Genomic DNA, 21,142 nt, shown 5'->3' with positions numbered 1-21,142 from the left:
CTTTGTTCTTTTTATCTTTCTTCTTCCATAAAGTATTACCTTTGCACTGGATTGCTGCTGCATAAACCAAAATAAGAAATGAGCAAAACGAATCGAAAGCAAGATGCCTTGGACTATCATTCAAAAGGAAGGCCAGGCAAAATCGCCGTTGTACCCACAAAACCGACGCAATCACAACGTGATTTATCATTAGCTTACTCTCCGGGCGTGGCTGAGCCCTGCCTGCGAATAGCTGAAAACAAGGAAGATGCATACAAGTACACAGCAAAGGGTAATCTGGTAGCGGTCATCAGCAACGGCACAGCCGTACTGGGGCTTGGAGACATCGGTCCTGAAGCCGGCAAGCCCGTCATGGAAGGCAAGGGATTGCTATTTAAGATTTTTGCAGACATCGACGTGTTTGACATCGAACTGGATACCAAAGATGTCGATGAATTTGTGCGCATTGTCAAGTGCTTGGAACCTACCTTCGGCGGTGTCAACCTGGAAGACATCAAAGCTCCTGAATGTTTTGAAATCGAACGCAGGCTCAAGGCAGAGATGAGCATTCCTGTCATGCATGACGATCAACATGGTACAGCCATCATCTCTGGTGCGGCACTCCTCAATGCATGCATCTTGCAGAAAAAGAAACTCGAAAAGGTCAAAATCGTAGTCAACGGTGCCGGTGCGGCAGCAATCTCCTGCACACGTATGTACGTAGCGTTAGGCGCCCGCAAGGAAAACATCGTGATGCTTGATAGCAAGGGATGTATCCGTCACGACCGCCCAAACCTGGATGCAACGAAGGCTGAATTTGCTACCGTACAAAGTATCGATACGCTGGAAGAGGCCCTCAAAGGTGCCGATGTATTCATCGGCCTATCTGTGGCTGATGTGGTGACGCCCGAGATGCTCAAAAGCATGGCTAAAAATCCCATCGTATTCGCCATGGCCAATCCCGATCCGGAAATCGAATATCCCCTGGCCATCGAAACCCGCAAAGATGTCATTATGGCCACCGGTCGCTCCGACTATCCCAATCAGGTGAACAACGTCCTGGGATTCCCCTATATTTTCCGGGGCGCATTGGATGTGCGGGCAACCACCATCAATGAGGAAATGAAAATAGCCGCAGTAAGGGCAATTGCCGAATTGGCCAAAAGACCCGTACCCGAAGCGGTAAACCAAGCATACAATACGCAAAACCTAAAGTTCGGACCAGAATACATCATCCCTAAACCTACAGATCCACGGCTCATTACCGAGGTGGCCCCGGCGGTAGCCAAGGCAGCCATGGATTCAGGTGTCGCACGGAACCCAATTACCGATTGGGACAAATATGCCGAAGAATTGCGCCAACGCTTAGGACAGGATGATCGCATCATGCGTAACCTCAGCGAAGCCGCCAAACGCAACCCCAAACGGGTAGTCTTTGCCGAAGCCGATAACTACAAGACACTCCGTGCCGCCCAGATTGTAAAAGACGAAGGCATCGCCATTCCTATCCTATTGGGCAATAGGCAAAAAATACAACAACTTATCAACGAAAACCTGCTGGAATTGGGAGAGGTCACTATCATCGATCCCCTGGAAGAGAAAGCAAATCCTCGCTTCCTGAAATACGTAGACTTTCTGTATACCAAACGCCAGCGCAGGGGCGTCTCCTACCTGGATGCCCAAAAACTCATGTTGGACAGGAACTACTTCGGTGCCAGCATGGTGCAATTTGGAGAAGCCGACACCCTCATATCGGGGCTTACCAAAAATTACGGGAACACCATCAGACCAGCGCTCCACGTCATCGGCAACCAGCCGGGCAGCAAGATTGCAGGCATGTATATGATGCTTACAGCAAAAGGGCCTGTATTTTTTGGTGATACCACCGTCAATGCTAATCCTTCTGCCGAAGAACTGGTCGCTATCACCTTGTTGCTCCATGACGCTGTCAAGAAGATGAATATATCGCCCCGCATCGCGTTGCTTTCTTACTCCAACTTCGGCTCGAACGACGGAGACGTGCCCCTCAAGGTACGTGAAGCGGTACGCATCCTGCATGAGCAATACCCCGATGTTTTGGTGGATGGTGAGATGCAGGCCAACTTTGCCGTGAACAGCGACCTGCTCGCTTCCAACTTCCCGTTCAGTGCATTAAATGGCAGTCCAGCTAATACACTGGTATTCCCCAACCTGGAATCGGGTAATATTGCTTATAAATTGCTTCAGGAAATCGGCAGTGCGGAGGCCGTAGGCCCCATCTTGCTGGGCATGAATAAACCTGTGCATGTGTTGCAATTGGATAGCTCGGTGCGCGAGATCGTCAACATGGTGACCATCGCCGTGGTTGATGTGCAATCACGGGAGCCCATTTCCCGCAAAAAGAAATAATATTGCGGCATGTACGAATACCTAAACGGCAAATTGGCTTACAAAGCGCCAACACACGTGATACTCGATGTCGGCGGAATCGGGTATCACGTGCATATTTCCTTGCATACCTATTCGCAAATCAAAGACCAGGAACAATGCAAGCTCTATATCAGCTTCCAAGTGCGTGAAGACGCCCATACGCTTTACGGATTTGCGGAAGAGCGCGAACGACGCTTGTTTGAACACCTCATCTCCGTCTCCGGTATCGGCCCCAACACGGGTAGGATGATTCTTTCATCCATTACGCCGGAAGAAATTCAAGCTGCCATCATCCACGGCAACGTGCCGCTCATTCAACGCATCAAAGGGATAGGGCCTAAAACAGCTCAGCGCATGGTATTGGAGTTGCAGGACAAGCTCAAAAAGCAGGGACCCGACGCACTGACTACGACGTATAGCCAACAAAGTGTACCCGATGAAGCGCTCAGCGCGCTGGTCATGCTCGGATTTGTGCGCACGCAGGCAGAAAAAATATTGACAGGCATCTTGCGGGAAAATCCCGACCTGACCGTGGAGGCACTTATCAAGGAAGCACTGAAAAAATTATAAGGAATTTTATATAAATTGGCAACGGAAAAGAACATCATCTCAGCTATTTAAAAGAATCTTACTTGAAAAGAACGATACCGCCTCGCTTTTTTTTGATGCTTTTGCTGTCTTTGTTGGCCATCGTGGGAAATATCACCGCGCAGACGCCTGTTGATTCATTGAAGCAGGATAGCATCAAACTCCGGTATCCGCTCCGCGATCTTCCTTTCCTCAATCTGTATCAAAAAAAAAGGCCGCTTGATCTCGGTGTGCCTTCCAACATCAGCCGCGAAATTATTTTCGATCCGGTAACCCGCCAGTACATCGTCCGTGAAAAATTGGGAAGCCGCCTCTACCGTCCCCCACAATACCTCACCATAGACGAATACCAGCAATATGAAAGCCAACTGCTGAAACGCAGCTACTGGCGTGAGCTATCGGATAAGCAGCTGACGGATTACCGCCAGGATCGTCTTATACCGACGATTTATGTGCAAAGCGAGGCGTTCGAGAAGATTTTCGGAGGCAACACCATCGATATCATCCCACGCGGCAGCGCCGATATCAGTATCATGGCGCAGCACAATAAGAATGCTAACCCGATGTTCAACGAACGGCAGCGTAGGCAATGGGGGTTTGACTTCGACCAGCGTATCCAGATGAACCTCACCGGACAAATCGGGGATCGCCTGAAGCTGACCACCAATTACAATACCGAGGCGCAATTTGATTTTGAAAACCAGATTCGCCTGGATTACACGGGAAAGGACGACGACATCATCAAGCGGATAGAACTGGGCAACGTGAGCATGCCGCTCAATACCACCTTAATTAGTGGCACACAGGCGCTGTTCGGACTCAAAACCCAATTGCAATTCGGGCGGCTGAACGTGACGGGTATCTTCTCCCAACAGCGGTCGCAACAGCGGGAAATCACTATCAAAAACGGCGCGCAGGAAAGTGAGTTTGCACTGAAAGCCGACGAATACGAGGACAATCAGCACTATTTCCTCGCACATTATTTCAGGGACAATTTTAACCGGGCGATGGCCCTGGCTCCCATCCTCACTACGGATGTCAATATCACGCAGATCGAAGTCTGGATAAGCAACCGCAGCAATTCCGTAGACGATTCCCGAGATGTGTTGGCACTGATGGACTTGGGCGAATACCAACCGTATAATACGATGCTCGTCAGCCAGGGCAACACGCGCTACCCTTCCACCGGCATTCCGGGCGAGCCTGCCCAATTTTATTCCAACACGCTGTTGCAGGTGCTACCTGATGGTGCGCGCTACACGCAGTCCAATGAAGTGCAACAGTTTTTCCAGGGCAGCGGTGCCAATGACAACTACGCCAAGCTCACTTATGCCCGCAAGCTACGCGAGGGCACCGAATACACCGTAAACCGACGGTTGGGTTTCATCTCGCTCAATATGCCCCTCAACAACGACCAGATACTCGCCGTGTCTTACCGCTACACCGCTGGGGGACGGGAATACCAAGTGGGCGAATTTTCAACAGACGTGCCGGTAAGTCCTTCGCAACCGCAGATGCTGGTAGCTAAGCTATTGAAGAATGAAATTCTGAAGACCAACCTGCCGATATGGGATCTCATGATGAAAAACATCTATTCCATCGGTGCATATGGTGTAGGTCAAACCAACTTCAGGTTCAATATCTTCCGCATCGAAGATGAAAGCGGTGTTGAGCGCCCCGTCATGTATGAAGGGCAAAACACCCAAAACAAACTATGGATACAGCTCACCGGGCTCGATAGGCTCAACCCGCAGAATGCTCAGCAGCCGGATGGCTTCTTTGATTTTCTTTCCGGCATCACCATCGATCCCGAGCGGGGCCGCGTCATGTTTCCGCTGGTAGAACCTTTCGGCAGCGATCTGGCCAGCCAATTTACCCCCGGCGCCGAACAGGTATTGATCGACAAGTATACCTACCAAGCCCTGTATGACTCCACCAAAGTACTCGCTCAGCAGTATTTTCCCAATCAAAACCGATACCTCATCAAGGGGTCCTACGAATCGGAGGTAGGCACTGAATTTCAACTCGGTGCCATCAACGTACCCCGCGGATCCGTGCAGGTATTCGCAGGTCCGGCGCCACTTCAGGAAGGGGTGGATTTCATCGTCGACTATGACATCGGAAGGGTACGTATCCTCAACCAGGCCTTGCTGCAATCGGGCCAGCCTATCCGCATCAAGATGGAAAACAATCAGCTATTCGGCCTGCAACAGCGCACGATGGTGGGCGGTAGGCTTGACTACCTGGTCAATGACAACTTGCAACTTGGCGGTACCATCATGAACCTAACCGAAAGGCCGCTCACCCAAAAGGTAAACATCGGTGAGGAACCCATCTCCAATACCATGTGGGGATTGGATGTCACGTACAATTCGCCCTCACGCTGGCTCACCCGTATGGTCGATAAAATTCCTTTTTTGGATACCAAGGAACCTTCGTCTATCTCATTCTATGGCGAATTTGCCCAGTTGCTACCCGGACATCCACGGGCATTGAACTTTGCCGGTACGCAGAGCGGTATCACCTATATTGATGATTTTGAAAACAGCCGTTCGTTTGTCGACCTCAAAGGGGCTTATAACTGGCAGCTTTCGGGCACGCCACAGCTTTTTCCGGAGTCCCAGCAACTAGACGATTTGCAATACGGTTTCAACCGTGCACGGTTGGCTTTCTACAACATCGATCCGATATTTTACCGCAACATCAACCTCACGCCCAGCAACATCAATAGCACCGAACTATCGCAGCATCGCGTGCGGGAAGTGCTCGAACAGGAAGTATTTCCCTACCGGGAGTCTACCACGGGCTTGCCGCTTTTCCTGTCAACGTTGGACCTCGCCTTCTACCCCACTATCCGTGGTCCTTATAATTATGCCCGGACGGGTCTCAATCCGGATGGCACGCTCGCCAATCCGCGCAGCCGTTGGGGCGGGATGTTCCGCAGGATAGATGCGCCCGACTTCGAGGCACAGAATATCGAATTCATCGAGTTGTGGATGATGGATCCCTTTCTCACCAATCCAGAATCGAGGGGAGGGGATCTGTATTTCAACCTCGGCAATATTTCTGAAGATATCCTGAAAGATGGGCGTAAGGCAATGGAAAACGGCATGTCGCCTTCGGGAGACCTCTCGCAGATTGACGAAACCAATTGGGGAAGGGTACCCCGCAATCAGCCAGTCATCCAAGCTTTTGATAATGATCCCGTAGCGCGTGCCCGTCAGGATATCGGACTGGACGGCCTCGATGATGTGGACGAACGCGGTTTCCATGGCGATTTCCTATCCCAAATGCAAGGCCTGCTCAATCCTACAGCCTCCCAAGAACTGGCCAATGATCCTTCGGGCGACAACTTCCAATATTTCCGGGGCCCCGAGCTCGACAACCAGAATGCTGGTATCCTGAAACGTTATGAGCGCTTCAATGGCCCCGAAGGAAATTCACGGACACCCGAGCAATCAGTTGGCGTAGAGACCTCCGCATCTACGCTCCTTCCAGACGGTGAAGATATCAACCGGGACAACAACATGAACGAAGCGGAAGAATACTATCAATACCGGATATCGCTCCGGCCACAGGATATGCAGGTAGGCCAAAATTACATTGCTGACATGCATACCACCGAAGTGGTGCTGGCCAACGGTCGCACGGAACAAGTAAGATGGTATCAATTCCGTATACCACTCGCCCAATACCAAGAACGTGTGGGCAATGTACGGGATTTCAAATCCATCCGTTTCGTCCGCATGTTTATGACCGATTTTGCCGATACTGCAGTGGTGCGCCTTGCACAAGTGCAATTGGTAAGGGGTGAATGGCGCAGGTACAATGCAGAAAATAATAATGCTAAGGTCATTGCAGACCCCAGCATGGGCAATGTACCCTTGGACAACTCAACCGTTGAAGTGGCGGCATTTAACATTGAGCAGAATGGCAACCGGCAACCCATCCCCTACGTGGTGCCGCCCGGCATCGAACGCCAGCTAGACTGGGGCAACCTCAACAATAATGTACAGCTCAATGAGCAGTCGTTATCGCTGGATGTCAAAAACCTCCGGGATGGCTACGGCCGTGCCGCATACCGCACAGCGACCAATGACTTCCGGGCATATGGCCGTTTGGAAATGTTTATCCATGCTGAGGGACAATACCTGCGCGATGGCGATTTCAGGGCTTTTATACGGGTAGGTACCGACGATCAGTACAATTACTATCAATATGACGCCCCGCTGAAAATCACCCCACCCGGCACCAATGATGCCGAGCTTATATGGCCCCAGGAAAACCGGATGAATATCCGTATCAGCATCTTCCAGGATGCCAAACAAGCTCGTAACCGGGCTACGCTTAATGGCCAGCCTTGGCCTGTGGACGTACCCTTTACCTTCTTCGACGGTGAAAACCGTGTGACCATCATCGGACAACCCGATATCAGCAAAGTGCGCTTCTATATGCTTGGCGTGATGAATCCCCTGCGTGGCACGGATGTGAGTACAGGCAATGACGACGGACTCGACAAATCGGGATTATTCTGGTTTAACGAAATGCGGCTTACAGACTTTGACAATAAAGGCGGCTGGGCGGCCACCGCCAGAATGAACGCGCAATTGGCCGATTTTGCGAATATTACGGTATCCGGAAGTAAGAGTACTGTTGGCTTCGGCTCCATTGAACAGCGGATTGGCGAACGTAGCCGTAGTGATGATGTGTACCTCGACCTGGTCACCAATGCCGAACTTGGCAAGTTTTTTCCCGTAGACTATGGCATACGTATTCCGCTCTTTTTCAGCTATACCCGGCAGGTGGGCACACCGGAATATAACCCGTTGATGCCCGATATCGAGCTCAATAGCGCGCTGGCCAATCTTTCACGCAACCAGCGCGATTCGTTGCTCCGTGTAACCCAGGACTTTACCACCCGCAGAAGTTTTAACCTCACCAACGTACGCAAGGTACGCACCGACATCGACAAGCCCGTACGTCCATGGAATATCGAAAATTTCAGCGCTACCTACGCATATTCGCAAAATTACCACCGCGATTACCTGACGGAAGTAGCCCTTCAGAAAAACTACCGTGCCGCACTGGATTATACCTTCAACGCCAACGACGATCTGACATTCGAGCCTTTTAAGAAATTCATCAAGAATAGGCACTTGGGCATCCTCAGCGATTTCAACTTCAATCTGATGCCGTCGCTGCTCAACTTCCGTATCGATGTCAACCGGATATACAACGAAAATACCTTACGGGTAAACAATTCGGCAGACAATTTCCTGCCAGCCATGGGCACCTTATACAACAAGAATTTCACGATGAATCGCATCTATGGCATCAGTTGGAACCTCTCCAAATCGTTGAAACTTGACTTCAATGCCACCAACTATGCCATCGTAGACGAGCCGGATGGGCGCCTGAATGGGTTAAAGCGCGATACCCTCTGGGAGAACTTCTGGCGACTAGGCCGTACCACGGACTACAGCCACATGATGAACATTACCTATACGCTGCCTATCAATAAGCTGCCGGGACTGGATTGGGTAAATGTGGATGCACGTTATGGTACACAGTTCAACTGGCAGACAGAGCCCCTTCTATCGATGCGGAGTGCGGATATCAGCATGGGCAACAGCATCCAAAACTCACGGAATATCCAGGTAAACCCCACACTCAATATGGCGGGACTCTACAACAAGTTTGGCTTTATCCGCAACAATAGCGGGCTGGATGCCAGCGGTGCGGCAGCATTTTTCACCGGCCTGCTTACCAGTATCAAAAACGTGAACGCGGCTTATACAAGGGTACAAAACACCTTCCTGCCCGGATACCTGCCGAAGACCAATATGCTGGGGTACGACTTTGATCACAATGCTCCCGGATGGGGCTTTCTCTTCGGTAGCCAGCGCGACATCCGCGAACGGGCCGCCGTAAACGGATGGATTACGACGGATACGCTGCAAACCCAGCTTTACATGACGTCATTGACGGAAGATATCTCCATACGGGCCATACTCGAACCGCTCCGCGATCTGAATATCGAGCTGACGGCCGTAAAGCTCAATAACCGGAATTACACCACCTCGTTCCAGTATTCGGCACAAGACAATGCCTTCCAAAGCCTGACCCCGGTCACTACCGGCAATTACAGCATCTCCTACCTGGCCATAGGCACCGCTTTCAAAGACCACGAAGCACTCTTCCGGGAGTTTGAACGCAACCGTCAGGCGGTATCACAGCGGCTTGGCCAGTTGAACCCCAACTCTTCCGGTGAAAACGATGGTTTTGCCGATGGCTACGGCAACACGGCCCAAGATGTCGTGGTCAATGCATTCCTTGCAGCATACCGCGGCCAAGATGCCGGGCGCGTGAAGCTGGGAAGTTTTCCCGAAATTCCGATTCCCAACTGGAATGTCACTTATAACGGATTGGGCAAGCTTCCGCTGTTCAGTGAAGTGCTTACCTCACTCACGCTTCGCCATGGCTATAATACGCGCTATTCAATCAATGGATATAACTCCTTGATACGGTACAATGAAACCAATGGTTTCCCTTCCGAACGGGATGTCAATGACAATTTCCTGCCCGAATTCCAGTTTCAGCAGGTATCTATTTTCGAACAGTTTGTACCCTTACTCGGCCTTGACGCACGGTTTAGAAACAACCTCACCGCCAACGCCGAATATCGCAGAGCCCGTACACTGAACCTCAGCCTGCAAAACAGCCAACTCGCCATGCTGAGCGACCAGTCCTTCATATTGGGCGCAGGCTACCGGGCCACTGGTTTCCAGATGCCCTTCGGATGGTTCAACAACTTCAAAATGAATAATGACCTGAATTTCCGGTTGGATGTTGCTATTAACGACCTCAAAACATTGGTGTACCGATCGGATGTCAACGAATCGGAAGTATCCGCCGGCAACAAAAGCATCTCCTACCGCCCGTCAGTGGATTATGTGATCAACCAGCGGTTCAATATCCGGGTATTCTTTGACAGCAACGCTGTACGCCCCTATACTTCCCAGACGTTCGCTACGTCGTATACCAATTTTGGCTTTAACCTGCGGTTGATGTTGCAGTAATCTCCCGTTCAATCATCATACTCACCCTGCAGTGCATACCATCCGAATATGCAGAGCCCGCCCGTGATGATTGGCATCAAGATAAACGTATAGATAATAGCAGGTACTAAGTCTTCCGACTTACCGCTGGTAAATTGTGGGATAGCTTGGCTTCCAATCAAATAATAACCAGCGGCTAATCCAAGGATGATCCAAACTACACCTAAAACTCGTTTGACCGTATTCATAGCTTATTGGACATTTTGGTTTTTATTCTTGAGGTAGCACAATCCAATCACAAAGCTAACGCCAGCAATGATAATAGGATACCATAGCCCTGCCAGGTAAGGTCTGTCGTGCGGGATTGCTGCCGATGTTTGCACAACTGCTGCATTGGCCACTTGCGCTTTCGTCACGAGGTAGGTGGCCACCGCAGGAAGCAAGCCGCCGAATATCCCATTGCCGATGTGGTAAGGCAGCGACATGGATGTGTAGCGAATCCGTACGGGAAACATCTCTACCAGAAAGGCCGCTATCGGGCCGTAGACCATCGTCACATAGAGCACCTGAATAAACACCAACAATGCTATCGAAAAAAATGTCCCTGCTCCCACGCGTACGGTTTGCTTGATGGTATCACCGGTCTTAGTCAATGTGGCCGTACTGCCATCGTCATACATTTTGACGACAGTTTCTTCCGCTATCCGCTGTTGGTCTACCAGTTCGTGCTTGTTCGTCACATCGGTGAGCTGGTAAATCCGGTCATAGATGGGCCGATAAGTCAGGATAGCCAGCAGCATACCCGCTAACATGATCGGTTTGCGTCCGATTTTGTCAGAAAGCCATCCGAATACGACAAAAAATCCCGTGCCTGCCAAAAGCGCGGCGCCGATGATGAAGTTTGTCTGGTCAAAGTCCACATGGCAAACATTCTGCAGGAAAGACAGGGCATAGAATTGTCCGGTATACCAAATGACTCCCTGTCCCATGGTTGCCCCGAATAGGGCAAGCAGCACAAATTTGAAATTATACTTTTTGCCAAAGGACTCCTTGAGCGGATTGCTGGACGTTTTTCCCTCGTTCTTGGCCTTCTTGAATAGCGGGGATTCGTCCATATTCCGGCGAATGAAATAGGACACCACCACCATAAGCGATGAAATCAGGAAAGGCACCCGCCAGCCCCAATCGTCAAATGCCTCGGCAGACATGCTGCTTTTGGTCAGCATAATGACAGCCAAGGAGATGAACAACCCAAACGTGGCGGTTGTCTGTATCCACGAGGTACGGAAGCCCCGCTTATGCGGTTCCGAATGCTCAGCCACATAGGTAGCCGCGCCACCGTATTCACCCCCGAGGGCCAACCCCTGCAATAGCCGCAGTACCAGCACCAGAATGGGGGCGGCAAACCCGATGGTCTCATACCCCGGTACCAGCCCGATGGCACACGTAGCCAGCCCCATGACCAATAGGGTGACCATAAAGGTGTACTTACGGCCAATGATATCGCCCAATCTTCCAAAAAACAAGGCCCCAAACGGCCGTACCACAAATCCCGCAGCAAATGTGGCTAGCGTGGAAAGAAAAGCTGCCGTGGGGTTGTCCGGCGGAAAAAACTTGGTGGAGATGACGATGGCCAAACTACCGAAAATATAAAAATCATACCATTCGATCAACGTGCCCAAGGAAGATGCGCCAATAACTTTCCATAGGTTTTTCTTGTCGGAAGACGCAACAACAGTTATCGTTTCTTGCATAAATTAGCAGTATTTCCAAATTGGTTAATAGCGCCCACTGCCGGGTCGACTGTGGCACTAAAGTAATCACTATTGTTGAATTTCCATTTAGAAATACCAAAAACTTTGCGTCACAGTGCTGACGCACTGTCGGCATCAAGAAACAATACAGCCCTCGGGTGTTCTCTTAAAACAGTAGCTGGGTGTGCGGCTGTGATTTCCTCATTTAAGGTATGGTATACTGCCGGGGCCTTATTGATACCGGGCACCATGCAATAGACATACTGCGCGGCCATTAATGCCGGCACCGTCAGCGTCAAGGCATACGTTGGCACCTCCTCCAATGCCTTGAAACAGCCATCATTTACCTGCTGTTGCCGACACGCCAAATCCAGGTCAACAATCTTGACCCAAGCTGGGTCATTAAAATCCGCAATATGCGGATCATTAAAAGCAATATGGCCATTTTCCCCGATTCCCATGCAGGCGATGTCGGTCGGGTATTGCTTCAGCAAATCGGTATACCGCTGGCATTCCCTTTGGGGATCGGTAGCATTTCCATCCAGGTAATTGACTGACCGGAAAGGCAGTTTCGCAAACAGCCGTTCTTTCAGAAAGTTGCCGAAGCGCTGGGATGCAGCTATCGGCAGACCGATGTATTCGTCCATATGAAAAGCATTCACACGGCTCCAATCCACCCTTTTATCCAGAACAAGGGCTGCCAAAAATTCGTTTTGGGAAGGAGCCGCGGCAAAAACGACGTTTACAGACTCCCGCCGCTGATCGAGGAGCTCATGCATATTGGCGGCCACAGCAGCAGCGGCTGCCCTTCCCAGTGACGGGCGGTCGTCAAACCTCGCGATGGTCAACGAATCAATTTTATTTATTGTCATTTCGTTCAAATGGTAATCTTTTCCTTAGTAATATCTGTGCTGGTACGTTCATCCCTATCATAAACGATACGGCCTTTGATAAGGGTCATCATGATATTGACGCCCTGATCAAAAATCACAATGTCTGCATCATTCCCGGGAACTAACGAGCCCATGTAACTATCCACACCGAGGATACGTGCCGGAGTTGCAGTCATCATACGTACGGCGTCGATGAGCGGGATGTCCGCAACCTCCGTAATGGTGCGTACTAATCGATCCGCCGTGGCTGTACTGCCTGCAAATGCACTCCGGTCAGGCAATTTAGCCACACCATCTTCCACCAGTACATCCATGCCATTGGTGGCGCTTCCAAGGATACTGCGCCCTTCGGGCATGGCAGCGGCACGCATCGCGTCCGTGATCAGCGCCGTGCGGTCAGCACCCTTGATTTTGTACACCAGCTTGAGTAATTCGGGCGGCAGATGGCGGCCGTCGGCGATGATTTCCACATCCATTTCATCAATAAGATAAGCACTTTCAATAATTCCACCATACCGAAAAGCATTTCGCCTCGTAACACCAGACATGGCGGAATACAGGTGTGTAACCAGCGAATAACCATTTTCGAACGCATGGACAACATCGTTGTACAATGCATCAGAATGTGCAATTGAGGGCAAAATACCACGCTCACGCAGCAATTGCCCAAATGGTAATGCCCCTTCTTTCTCGGGTGCCACACTCCACCGTTTGATTGACGGCGAACTTTCCAATATCTCGAAATATTCAGCTGGATCCGGATCCCGTATATACCGCGGATCCTGTGCGCCCCGTTGCTGCATGGAGAAATATGGTCCTTCGATATGCACCCCCAAGAACCTCGAACCGCGTACCGTGCTTGCCACAACCTGATCATACAGTGCCAGGGATCGGATAATTTCCGCTTTGGTACTCGTCAGTATGGTAGGCAGCATCGCTGTAGTGCCATACCGAGCATGGGTCTCTGCAACCTGCACAAAAGCATCCGTGCTACCATCCATGAAATCGGATCCTCCTCCACCATGCACATGGATATCGATAAATCCAGGTGCGATATAGTGGCCATTCGCATCGATGATCTGGGCATCTTCCATGTCAGCTTTGCCTTCACATACGGCCTCAATCTTGCCATTCCGTATGAATAGCTCCCCATTTTTAATCACACGGTAAGGGGTGATGATATGACCGTTTATAATCTTTATATCGTTTTTTGACATCAGTATTTTAACTATTGTTGTGCAATAGGACTTTTGCTTTTACCACTTTTTAAGCTTATGCCCCCACATTGCATAATAAATCAAGTACAGGTAACACGGCAACAGTATCCAATAGGCTTCCCGTAGACCGAACTTATCCGCGAAATAGCCATATACCAACGGCAGTATCGCATTGCCGCATAGCCCCATGATCATCAAGGAAGCACCCACCTTGGTAAAGCGACCCAAGCCATCCATGGCCAACGGCCAGATGCCTGCCCACGTCAGCGAATTCGGGATTCCGAGCATCACGATGAACCAAATGGAGACGTCTGTCTGATGCCCGAACAGCCTCACCTGCCCATGAGTAAAAACAATCAGCAACGAAAGTACCGCTCCCATAAAGGTCACGAGGCGCAGCATGTTTTTCTGGCTGATCCATCGGGGGATAACCGAAATACCGAGGAAATAACCCACAATGGCCATCCCCAACGTGTACGACGGGAAGACTTTCGCCTCAATCAGGGATATGCCCATTGAACCGGCATAGTTGATGACCGTATCAATGGAGATGACCTGTGCGCCCACGTGGATAAAAATAGCCACCGCCCCAAGCACCAGATGCGGAAACTGGAAAACGCTCGTTTTCCCGGTATTAGCCCGGGCAACGTCGTCTTGTTCCTCGGCCGTATCAATTTCGGGCAATGGGGAGTAACGCACGCCAATGCCGACCAGCAGCAATATACTACCTACAACGGAATAAGGTACGATCACCCGCCTAATCAGTTCATCGAGCGTAGCCGCACGCACCTCATCCGCCATGGATGCCAGGCTATCGAACAGCGCCTGGTCCGTGGGCCGCAAAACTGCCGCCGCAAACAGCAGCGGCGCGACGATTCCTGCAAACTTGTTGCAGATGCCCATGATGCTGATCCGCTGCGCCGCCCGCTCCTTCGGGCCAAGGATAGTGATGTAAGGGTTGGCAGCCGTCTGAAGGATTGCCAGCCCTACCCCGATGGTAAAGAGCCCCAGGAGGAATACCCCGTAAGTGCGTGTCATTGCGGCAGGCACAAAGATAAAGGCTCCCAGGCTCAATGCGAAAAATCCCACCATCATCCCCTGTTTGAACCCCACGGCTTTCAGCAGGTAGGATGCGGGTACTGACATGACAAAGTAAGCGATATAAAACGCAAAGGCCACGAGGTAAGACTGGAAATGGGTAAGTTCGCACGCTATCTTGAAATACGGAATGAGGATGGCATTTATCCAAGAGAGGAACCCGAAGATAAAAAACATTCCTGCAATGATGATGATCGATACCACGGTATCGCGACGCGACAGTGATGCTACACTTACCGCTGCCTGTGATGCTGCCATTTGTATGCGGTATTTTTCATTAAATCTTAGGCTCCCATCCCTTTTCGTATTCGCGGCTCCATAGCGCCTGGGCTTCCAGGTTGTCAAGGATATAGCCGTTTGACGGGTCAATATCCAATAGTCCACCACTGCGTTGAGCGATATTGCCCAATTGTACCAGCAACGTGCTAATATGCCCGCTTTCGATGTCTGAAGCGAGTTTTTGGCCATTTTTTATACCCTTGAAAAAATCCTGGATATGGATGGCATCCAGCGATTGCGACGGATTGGTACGGTTGCGGGGATCGATGGTTACTTCATTCTTGACATCTTTGACCAGCTTGTTTTCTAAATCATAGACTTGATAGGCATTGCCACCACCAATTTGAACCGATCCCTTTTCACCGTAGAAGACTACGCCTGTCGACTCACCTTCGTTCACACGGCCATTGCAGCTCCGGCCTTCCCATGCAATCATACCCCGCTGACCAAAATCCAGGGTAATCAGTTGTGTATCGGGTGCCTCCCAATCGTCTTGATAGCGATATCGGCCCCCGGTGGAAGTCACCCGCTCGGGGTAAGCTACTTGCAGCCCCCAGCGCGCAAGATCCACCATGTGGGTACCATTATTAAGCGCCTCGCCAGTCCCCCAGTGCCAAAACCAATGCCAGTTGTAGTGAATGAGGTTATCTTGGAATTCCCGGCGTGGGGCAGGTCCTTGCCATAGGTCAAAATCCAACCAATCAGGAACAGGCGCGGGCTTGCCGACACCGATAGAGGCTCTATTGTTTGTGTACCAGGTTTTGGCATAATAGGGTTGGCCGATAATCCCTCCATGAAGCGCTTCGATGGCCTGCTTGACATTGGGCCATGAGCGCCGTTGGTTGCCCATTTGGATGACATTACCGTATTTTTTGCTTGCAGCCATCAACAACTCTCCTTCGGCGGGATTGTGGCTGCATGGCTTCTCAAGGTATACATGTTTACCCGCTTTGGAAGCCAGGATAGCTGCCGGCGCGTGCCAATGGTCGGGCGCAGCGACGACGAGCACGTCTACGTCCTTATCGTCAAGTGCCTTACGGAAATCCGGTTGCAACTTAGGCTGGCGGGATTGGTTTTTGACGACATCCCTCAGGCATTTTTCAGCAGCACGGCGATCCACATCACAAATGTAGGTAACCTCACTATTTGGCTGGGAGGAAAAATTATTGGCCAGTGCAAATCCCCTGGAATTGACCCCCATCATCGCTACCTGGATCCGCTCATTGGCTCCGACGATACGTCGATAGCTGGTGGCAGATATGCCGTTGAAAATGCTACCGGCAGATAATGCCGCTACACCAAATGAGGCTTTCTTAAGAAATTCCCTCCTTGTATTATTTGTTTGTTCTTTCATTAGCTATGTAGTTATATATGCCTGTTTTCTGAAGTTTTTCCCGCAGCCAGTCCTCAGTCTACCTCCGACAGGGCAACCACTGCACCGCCTCGGGACTTGCTCACATCAGCCGCAGCCATAAACCGGTAAATTTCCAATGTTTCTTTCGCCGCTACCGGAGATTGGCCAGTGTCAAAAAAACGGATAATCTCACTCAATAAGCTATCATATCCCTTATAGGGCCCCAAAGTCAGATCCCCGTTTTCACCATATGCTGTACCACCATAGGTATGTTTACCCGTGCGATTGCCTCGGAATGTACCGATGCGGCCATCCGACCACGTACCAACTACCACATCAGTCCCTTCGGTATGCGTGCGCGTCACCTCTTTGCAACCGACACCCATTAGTGCGACTAAGGATTCCACGCCGTGGATGCCGTACCAAAAAAAATCGGAATGATGCGGTTCAAACGTTGCTGGGCTGTATGTATCGGCCCCCAAAATCTTTCCGATTTTGCCGTTGATGGCATCTTGGATGGTATCCATATAGCGCAAAGAAGATGCGGAAAATATCGGGACTCGCCGTGCCTCAGCCAGTGCATAGATTTTCCGGACATCTGCCAAGGATGCTGCGATAGGTTTATCTATAAAAACGGGCTTACCAGCCTCAATGACTTCCGTTGCCTGCGCCAGTCTTGGGTTGCCATCATTAGTCTCCAACAGCACATAGTCCACCTCCGCCAACAATGCGCTGACAGATTCAACGATTTTTACCCCATACGGCTGGATGTCCTTGATGTAGCCGGGAATACGGCTCGTACTGATCGCGATCGTACTCCCGTATGGGTAAGCGGCGGTGACCCGATAGCCGGAAGTACTTAATGCACTCGACGGATCGTTTAATCCCTCCGCGAAAGCCAAGCTATGCGATGTGTCCAAACCAATGATCCCAACACGCTTCGCCGACCCCAAAGGCTGCCTGCCGCCAGCCATCGCCGCGTCGATCCCCGCTCCGATACCGACCATCGCCAAAGATGTATTCGTAATAAATTTTCTTCTATTCATATACCCAATTTTTAATAGCCAGCCCTTTTCGGGTACGTACCCGAAAAACGGTAACGTACCCGCTAATTACGTAATTTCGTATTTCACTTCCAAATGATCTGAAAAATTTAATGTTAATTCTTATAAAACTCGAAATTCTCCTTGGTAATGATATCGATTGGCATATATTGGTTCTTAATGACCGTACTACCAGCCACGACATGCTGAAACAAAGCCATGAGACCTGCATATCCCTGTTCTTCCGGTTTTTGGCCTATCAAGAAATCAATCGTACCATCTTTCAGGTATTTTATATTCTCTCCCGATAAATCATAACCGATGAGGATCCGATGCGGTGATGCGTGCGTTCGAAGGTATGTGGCGACGCTCCGTACCCTCGAATTGGTCACAAAAAAGGCATCGATATCTGTATGGTTTTTCAGAAACGTATCAAGCGCAACGCTCACCGATTCATCCGTTGTGTTGGTAATATCCATCTTTTCAATCGCGATATGGTTCGCTGCGGTATTGCTATCCTCAATATAGTGGCGAAAACCATCTTCCTTCCTCAACAAGTGATGGTAGCTGTCTATTTCCCTGGAAATATTGATAATGAGTACTTTCCCCCGCTTCAATCCGAAACGAACCAATTGGCCCGCCTGGCACCCGCTTTGGTATAAATGGGGGCCTATGTAAGCAATGTTGTTCTTTCCCGGTATATCCGAATTGATAAACACATAGGGAATTTTCCGGCTTTGGCAGCGCGCCGCCAATTCAGTCGCCTCCTCGATGAATGAAGGAGCCATGACGATACCGTCATAGTCACCTTTGGCTATTTCATTCACGTTCTTGGTAAATGTCGCTTTGTCATTCAGATCGAACAGGTATTTGTCGAGCTGGATTCCATATTGTTTAATCTCCTGATGGGCGCGTTCTATGCCTTTCAACGAAGCATCCCAATAGTCGGTTTCGTTGGCATTAGGGATTAGAAACGCAAAGCGGTTTGTTTTTTTTGACGCAAGACGGCTGGCGAGGATGTTGGGTTGAAACCCAATCTCCTTGATAATCCCATTGATCTTTTCCTTTGTCGCTTCCGACACGCCCTTTCTGTTATGAATCACGCGGTCTACGGTAGCAATGGATACATTTGCTCGCCTGGCTATTTCCTTTACACCGGAAAGTTGGCTAACGCTAGGTTTTTCTTTCATTCAAAAATCGCTAAACTCCCAAAATAGTTGACCTAAATAATGCTCGCCGCATCGGCACTACAGCAACAAGCTGTACAGCGGTTGCTTTTTGAACCTCAATTATACATCAAAATTCGTAAATATACCTTTTTAAAATTAGTTTACTGCTCTCACAGCTATTGCGTCAAGATGACAAACACCAACGGTTTTCTCCGTAGTTTTGCACTCCATTTGTATGGATTTCAGTTCTCGTTAAGATTTGATTTATGGCAGAGGAATTATATATTGCCACAGGCAGCAAGGAGGAACAGTATCGATCACTGCTTCCACAGCTCGAAGCATTAGTTTCAGGAGAAACGGATCTTATTGCCAATATGGCCAATGTATCTGCCGTGCTCAAAACGCAATTCGATTTTTTCTGGGTAGGCTTCTATATCGTGCGGGACGCATCATTGGTGCTTGGCCCATTCCAAGGACCATTGGCCTGCACCCGGATCGCCAAAGGAAAAGGCGTATGTGGTACGGCTTGGGAACGCAAGGAAATAATCACAGTACCCGATGTGGACGCTTTTCCCGGTCACATAGCATGCAGTTCGCTTTCGAAATCTGAGATTGTTGTGCCACTCCTAAAAGAGGGTCAAGTGGTAGCCGTTCTGGATGTTGATAGTGAGTACCTTAATCACTTCGACGAGATCGATGCTGCATACTTGGCGCAAATTGTAGGCTTGCTTTCAAGCGAGGTTACTACGCTTGGTCTTAGAGCGTAATATCCCAAACCATCGCTTGCTTATCATCACTGACAGACACAAGCTGGTTTTTATAACCATTCCATGCCACGTCATTAATGGACAAGAGATGGCTATCAAACCCACGTTCAATACTGATCACCCGCAGTAACCGGAAATCCGTTCCCGACCAGACCTTGATGCTTTTGTCCCGGCTACCTGTCGCAAAAATAGGCAATGTAGGGTGGTATTTGATGGCGTAGACGGTAAAGAGGTGCGGTGTAAATGCCTTGGCAAGCGAAAATCCCCCGGTAGCGTCCAACACGTTCAACTGCGCATCGCGGCCGCCCGTAAGCAAATATTGCCCATCTGGCGAAAAGCAAAGCGACGTAACGGGCATGGTATGGCCAGGTAGCGCTTCCACCAACGAATAATCAAGCGCATTGTACAATTTGACGTTACCCTCCTTTGTTCCAAAGACCACCCATTGTTCGTCATTGCTGATGGCAATGGTTCGTACAGTCTGCTCGGCTACTTTAAAATGATACAAAAGGTTAAAGGTGTCCGTATTCCAAATAGAGACTGTACCATCTTCCGATGAAACTATCATTTCGGGTTTGGTTGTAAAAGTTTTGATATCGAAAACAGGCCGTTGGTGATATTGAAGCTTGGCCGCTAACCGCTGTGAGGCAGTGTCTACGATCAGGACGTTGCCATCCCGCATCCCGATAGCCAACAGCGGCGTATGCGCAATTAAATGAAGTACGTATACGGAAAACTGCACAGGGTACAAGATGCGATCGAACGCCATTTTCTCTAAATCCCACTGTACCACCCCCTTGTCATTGCCCGCTGTGAAAATGACATGAGGTTCACGGCCATTCTCCACGGCAAAAATCGGATTTTGGTGCCCCGACAACGTACCTGCTTTATGAATCTGAAGCTTATTCATGATGAACAAGGATACAGCAGCTGATTGGGCTTAAAATTATTGATGCCTGCTTTCCAGGTTTTTGGTAATGGTCTCCAGGGATACCGCCTTTTCCCGCAGCAATACCAGCAGGTGAAACAGCAGGTCAGATGCTTCATTGACGAAATCCACCTCCCTTTCAGCTAGCGCAGCTATCACCGTTTCCACCGCTTCTTCGCCAACTTTTTGGGCGATCTTATTCAACCCGCGTTCGCGCAACCGATTGACGTAAGAGTCTGCTGTCGGAAATTCGTAGCGGTTATTGATAATATTTACCAGTTCGAAGATAAAATTTTGGTTGTAATCCGTATTAAAGCAGCTTCGGCTTCCTGTATGGCAGGTCGGACCCTTGGGTTGCACCTTGATTAATAGCGTATCCCGATCGCAATCGATATGTGTGCCCACCACTTCGAGGAAATGACCGCTCTCTTCGCCTTTTGTCCACAACCGGTTCTTACTCCTTGAAAAAAAAGTAACGCGTCCATCGGTCTGTGTTTTCTCCCAAGCTTCTTGATTCATGTAGCCCAACATCAGTACCTCCAAGGTCTGCGCATCCTGTATGATGGCCGGGATGAGGCCTCCGCTTTTTTCAAAATCCAACATATC

The 21,142-nt window shown here is 49.9% G+C and carries 14 protein-coding genes; 4 read left to right on the top strand and 10 right to left on the bottom strand.

Going from position 1 to position 21,142, the window contains the following annotated elements; all coding sequences use genetic code 11:
* Positions 1 to 78 precede the first annotated feature (78 nt).
* The 3 genes from BMW65_RS17955 (at position 79) to sov (ending at position 10,055) form a co-directional block, all read left to right on the top strand.
* On the top strand, positions 79 to 2,367 hold the full coding sequence (locus BMW65_RS17955; RefSeq protein ID WP_090607474.1) for an NADP-dependent malic enzyme: 2,289 nt from the start codon (positions 79 to 81) through the stop codon (positions 2,365 to 2,367).
* A 9-nt stretch (positions 2,368 to 2,376) separates the two neighbouring features.
* Positions 2,377 to 2,958 carry a Holliday junction branch migration protein RuvA gene (ruvA, locus tag BMW65_RS17950; protein ID WP_090607472.1) on the top strand — a complete coding sequence of 194 codons (582 nt, stop codon included), beginning with the start codon at positions 2,377 to 2,379 and terminating at the stop codon, positions 2,956 to 2,958.
* 95 nt (positions 2,959 to 3,053) lie between these two features.
* Positions 3,054 to 10,055 (top strand): T9SS outer membrane translocon Sov/SprA, encoded by a 7,002-nt coding sequence (gene sov, locus BMW65_RS17945; RefSeq protein ID WP_090607471.1) that lies wholly within the window; start codon positions 3,054 to 3,056, stop codon positions 10,053 to 10,055.
* An 8-nt stretch (positions 10,056 to 10,063) separates the two neighbouring features.
* Here the strand turns inward: sov and BMW65_RS17940 are convergent, their stop codons facing one another.
* The 8 genes from BMW65_RS17940 to BMW65_RS17905 form a co-directional block, all read right to left on the bottom strand.
* Positions 10,064 to 10,282, bottom strand: a complete 219-nt coding sequence (locus tag BMW65_RS17940) for a DUF6814 family protein (protein ID WP_090607469.1) — start codon at positions 10,280 to 10,282, stop codon at positions 10,064 to 10,066.
* Between the two features lie 3 nt (positions 10,283 to 10,285).
* Positions 10,286 to 11,788: an MFS transporter gene (locus BMW65_RS17935; RefSeq protein ID WP_090607468.1), complete on the bottom strand. Its 1,503-nt coding sequence runs from the start codon at positions 11,786 to 11,788 to the stop codon at positions 10,286 to 10,288.
* Between the two features lie 110 nt (positions 11,789 to 11,898).
* The gene (locus tag BMW65_RS17930; RefSeq protein ID WP_090607466.1) at positions 11,899 to 12,660 is read right to left on the bottom strand and encodes a glucosamine-6-phosphate deaminase; all 762 of its coding nucleotides are present in this window, start codon (positions 12,658 to 12,660) and stop codon (positions 11,899 to 11,901) included.
* 5 nt (positions 12,661 to 12,665) lie between these two features.
* Entirely contained in the window at positions 12,666 to 13,898 is a 1,233-nt protein-coding gene (gene nagA, locus BMW65_RS17925; RefSeq protein ID WP_090607465.1) for an N-acetylglucosamine-6-phosphate deacetylase, read from the bottom strand.
* 39 nt (positions 13,899 to 13,937) lie between these two features.
* Positions 13,938 to 15,254 (bottom strand): sugar MFS transporter, encoded by a 1,317-nt coding sequence (locus tag BMW65_RS17920; RefSeq protein ID WP_090607463.1) that lies wholly within the window; start codon positions 15,252 to 15,254, stop codon positions 13,938 to 13,940.
* A gap of 19 nt (positions 15,255 to 15,273) precedes the next feature.
* The gene (locus BMW65_RS17915; protein WP_090607462.1) at positions 15,274 to 16,629 is read right to left on the bottom strand and encodes a Gfo/Idh/MocA family protein; all 1,356 of its coding nucleotides are present in this window, start codon (positions 16,627 to 16,629) and stop codon (positions 15,274 to 15,276) included.
* A gap of 53 nt (positions 16,630 to 16,682) precedes the next feature.
* On the bottom strand, positions 16,683 to 17,675 hold the full coding sequence (locus BMW65_RS17910; protein WP_245747678.1) for a Gfo/Idh/MocA family protein: 993 nt from the start codon (positions 17,673 to 17,675) through the stop codon (positions 16,683 to 16,685).
* Between the two features lie 113 nt (positions 17,676 to 17,788).
* Entirely contained in the window at positions 17,789 to 18,862 is a 1,074-nt protein-coding gene (locus BMW65_RS17905; RefSeq protein WP_090607459.1) for a LacI family DNA-binding transcriptional regulator, read from the bottom strand.
* Positions 18,863 to 19,107: 245 nt separating this feature from the next.
* Between BMW65_RS17905 and BMW65_RS17900 the strand changes: the two genes are divergently transcribed.
* Positions 19,108 to 19,608, top strand: coding sequence for a GAF domain-containing protein (locus tag BMW65_RS17900; RefSeq protein ID WP_090607458.1), 501 nt, complete (start codon positions 19,108 to 19,110; stop codon positions 19,606 to 19,608).
* Here the strand turns inward: BMW65_RS17900 and BMW65_RS17895 are convergent.
* Both BMW65_RS17895 and hisIE read right to left on the bottom strand, forming a co-directional pair.
* Entirely contained in the window at positions 19,598 to 20,518 is a 921-nt protein-coding gene (locus tag BMW65_RS17895; RefSeq protein WP_090607456.1) for a WD40 repeat domain-containing protein, read from the bottom strand. The genes BMW65_RS17900 and BMW65_RS17895 overlap by 11 nt on opposite strands.
* 36 nt (positions 20,519 to 20,554) lie before the next feature.
* Positions 20,555 to 21,139, bottom strand: a complete 585-nt coding sequence (gene hisIE / locus BMW65_RS17890; protein ID WP_090607455.1) for a bifunctional phosphoribosyl-AMP cyclohydrolase/phosphoribosyl-ATP diphosphatase HisIE — start codon at positions 21,137 to 21,139, stop codon at positions 20,555 to 20,557.
* Between the last annotated feature and the right edge of the window lie 3 nt (positions 21,140 to 21,142).

The organism is Parapedobacter koreensis, from assembly GCF_900109365.1.
In the GTDB taxonomy this organism is placed as follows: Bacteria; Bacteroidota; Bacteroidia; order Sphingobacteriales; family Sphingobacteriaceae; genus Parapedobacter; species Parapedobacter koreensis.
Note: the sequence above shows the minus strand (reverse complement) of the source record. Positions and strands in the feature narration are given on the sequence as shown.